This is a genomic window from Okeania sp. (genome assembly GCF_983059655.1).
Genome location: NZ_CEZPJD010000857.1, coordinates 1 through 3,279 on the forward strand (window position 1 = coordinate 1; position 3,279 = coordinate 3,279).

2 protein-coding genes are annotated in these 3,279 nt (G+C 34.4%); one reads left to right on the forward strand and one right to left on the reverse strand.

Translation table 11 applies throughout. The annotated features are described in order from the left end of the window. Positions 1–204: 204 nt before the first annotated feature. Positions 205–993 carry a DUF4058 family protein gene (locus tag AC3DU7_RS29375; protein WP_488042783.1) on the reverse strand — a complete coding sequence of 263 codons (789 nt, stop codon included), beginning with the start codon at positions 991–993 and terminating at the stop codon, positions 205–207. 191 nt (positions 994–1,184) lie between these two features. Here AC3DU7_RS29375 and AC3DU7_RS29380 point away from each other — a divergent pair. Next, the coding region (locus tag AC3DU7_RS29380; protein ID WP_488042784.1) for a pentapeptide repeat-containing protein at positions 1,185–3,279 on the forward strand (2,095 nt) is incomplete at its 3' end.

Below are 3,279 nucleotides of genomic sequence, written 5' to 3' on the forward strand. Positions count from 1 at the left end.
ACAAAAGATATCTAGAGAAAAACCTGGTTTATGGGTTCAAGCGATCGCTCCATTTTTAAATATGCTCTAATTATCTCATTATCATTAGTAAAAATTTATCTTACATCAGGTTGCATTAATTAACCACAATACAAAAAGATAGCATAGACATTTAGTCATCTTTAGATGACTTAAGCTATTAGCCAAGGATTTCAATCCTTGGATTTATTTTAACCCTTGTTTTTTCAAAATATTTTCTTCCCAAGTTGCATAAGTTTTTGATAAAACAGGAACAATTTTTTGTTGGTAGTCAATTATTAAATCATACCGTCCTTGGTCATAAACTTGATGTAAAATACTTTGTAAATCTAGAGTAACTTCTGCATCTTCTGGAAGTAGAGGCAGAGTAAAAGTAGGAATCATATCTTGAATTTTAAAGGCATATAGCTCTGCTTGAGGACGTTGATGATTAGGACTAACTAAAATACAATAATCATAGTCTATATTCTGATTTAAAGTAATCATTGAATTACCTTGACGTAGCAAATCTATTTCTACAAAATTTGTATAGCTATTTAAAATATCCAGTCGTTTTTTTTCGTATTTTATCCTACCTTCTCCTGGATTTTTATTGATAGGTAAAAGAATTTCAATGACGGTAATAACTTCTCCCGTGCCAACTCTCCTAACTTCTAAATATCCTTGTTTAATTGTTTCTGGAAGAGAAAGTTCGATGGTTAAAGGTTGAATAGAAGAGGTTGCAACAGCCACATTAGATTCAGGAGATTTGATAGTATTTTCAGAACTTTTGGCAATGATATTGTCAGGAATACCAATAAGTATAGATTTTTCTCCACTGGTTTCATAGATGCGTACTTCTACCGCAACTACATATTTGGGGGCTAATTTTTGGTTTAATAAACGAGCAATTTCAGTAATTAACCAGTGGTGTATACTTGACCAATAGGCTGAATTTTCTAAATAAGGATTTACTCCAGGGAAGGGTGATGGCATGGTGATTTCAGTTATCCGTTATCAGTTATCAGTACTTCGTGGTATGAGGAGGCTTGAAATATGGAATATTCTTTTCTCTTGATCGATATGATTATAATATTTTACTGTAAACTATTTGTATGGTAAAATTGATCATCCAAAATTTGTAGCTGACTAAATGGCCTTAAATTATCAATTTTCCAGGAATACTCATGATAACCGCCCGTGAGATATTGCAGAAATATGAAAAAGGTAGACGAGATTTCCGAGGTGTGAGTCTTCGGGGTCTATCTTTTGAGAGAAAAGATTTGTCTGGGGCAGATTTTAGTGGAGCGGATATTCGGGGTACTAATTTTCGAGAAGCGAATCTGACGGGTGCTAAGTTTTGTGGAGCTAAGGCAGGATTAGAGAAGTTTTGGGTGGTATTTTTGCTTTTTAGTATTTTTTTTCTAGTTGGTATACCAGTTTTTTTGAATTTACTCATTTCAAATTTGATATTACTAATATTTGAGTTAAGTAATGTAGAAACTCAAATTTATCGTTGGGTGTCCTTAATTTTAATTATTGTATTATCGATAACGTTATGTACAACGTTTATTGTTAAAAGAATAGAAGACTCAGCTGTAGGTATAGCCACAGCCATACTAGGAGCCGTAGGTTTGGCCTCAGCTTTAGCAGGAATTATATCAGGACCTTTAGCCTTAGCTTTAACGTTAGTCGTAGCTGTAACTGGAACTATATTCCTAGTGGGAGTCATAGCAGGAGCCATAGCTTTAGTAGTAGCCAGAAACGAAACTATAGCAGGAGCTATAGCTTTAATTGTAGCTGTAACCGTCACCATAGCAGGAGCCTTAAGCATAGCCTCAGCCTTACTTATAACTATAACCGTCACCATCACTGAAACAGGAATGATAGCAGGAGCTAGCAGGATAGGAGTCCTAAACTTAGTCATAGCCCTTTTTCAAACATTGCTAAGTTCTTGGATTGCTTATCAAGCAATTAAAGGAGATGAAAAATATACTTTTATTCGTAATGTAGCTGTTGCCCTTCCTGCTATAACGGGAACATCTTTCAGAGATGCAAATTTAACTGATACTGATTTCACTAATGCTACTCTCAAAAGTACAGATTTTAGAGGAGCTAACATAACTCGTACTTGCTTGAGAAATGTTATTAAACTAGACTTTGTTTTACCAGGAAAAACTTATTTAAAAGATGCCAAAGTCAGGAAGTTACTTACAACAGGAGGACTGCAATATCAAAACGATAAAAACTTTGCTCACTTCGACCTTAGAGGTATTAATTTAAAAGAAGCCAACCTACAAGATGCTAGCTTCATCGGCACAGACTTAAAACGCGCCAACCTACAAAATGCCAATTTATCTGGAGCTAAGTTGGTTCAAACTTTACTAGAAGGAGCAGACTTAACTGGAGTAACTTTAACTGGAGCCTGTATACAAGATTGGGGAATTAGTAATACTACTAAACTAACTGATATTAATTGCGATTACATTTTCCTGAAATATCCTGAACGAGAACGTCGTCCTGCCGATCCAGAGAAATATTTTGAACCTGGTGAATTTGCTAAACTAGCTCAGAAAATTCCCAATACTGTCGATTTAATTTTCAAAGATGGTATTGACTGGCAGATTTTTCAGAAAACTTTTCAAGAACTTCGAGTAGAAAGTAAAACAGAAGAATTACCAGTCATCCAAAAAATAGAAAATAAAGGCGACAGTGCTTTTGTGATTCGCGTCAAAGTTTCTGATAAAATTCACGAAGCAAAATATGAGCCTAAGACTTTTCAAGAACTTCGAGTAGAAAGTGAAACAGAAGAATTACCAGTCATCCAAAAAATAGAAAATGAAGGCGACGGTACTTTATATGAGCGTAAGACTTTTCAAAAATTGCGAGTAGAGAGTGAGACAGAAGAATTACCAGTCATTCAAACAATAGAAAATAAAGGCGACGGAGCTTTTGTCATTCGGGTCAAAGTTCCTGCTCAAATTGACGAAGCAGAATATGAGCGTAAATTCTCGCAAAAATATAAACAAATGTTAGAATTAAAAGATAAGAAGATAAGACTTTTATCTGAACAAAAAGATTTTTATTCTGAAGAAATTAAAAACATACGCCAAGAGAATACAAAATTAATAGGAGTTATAGAAACAATGGCAGAAAAAGAAGCTCAAGAATCTAAAATTTATGTTAGAGAAAACTACGGTGTAGTTGGTAAAGAAGCAGAAAATTCTGGTGTAGTTGGTAAAGAAGCAGAAAATTCTGGTGTAGTTGGTAAAGAAGCAGAAA